1 protein-coding gene is annotated in these 232 nt (G+C 64.7%); it reads right to left on the bottom strand.

Annotation, left to right across the window (positions count from 1 at the left end; translation table 11 throughout):
* Positions 1-232, bottom strand: a 232-nt coding sequence (locus tag EOB49_RS36000) for an ABC transporter substrate-binding protein (protein WP_164782034.1), incomplete at both ends; no start/stop codon positions are given.

Below are 232 nucleotides of genomic sequence, written 5' to 3' on the forward strand. Positions count from 1 at the left end.
GTCTTGATCTGACCGAGTGCCGGATCCCAGACATAGGCCGCGTCGATGTCGCCACGCGAGAATGCGGCGGCGATTTCCGGTGGCCTGAGGTTGAGGATCTCGACCGACTTCGGATCCACGCCCTCATGCTTCAACGCGGCGAGCAGGCTGTAATGCGTCGTCGAGACGAACGGCACGGCGACCTTCTTGCCGGCGAGGTCGGCGACTTTCTCGATGCCGGCGCCGTTGCGCG

It is taken from the genome of Mesorhizobium sp. M7A.F.Ca.MR.148.00.0.0, assembly GCF_003997735.1.
Lineage (GTDB): Bacteria > Pseudomonadota > Alphaproteobacteria > Rhizobiales > Rhizobiaceae > Mesorhizobium.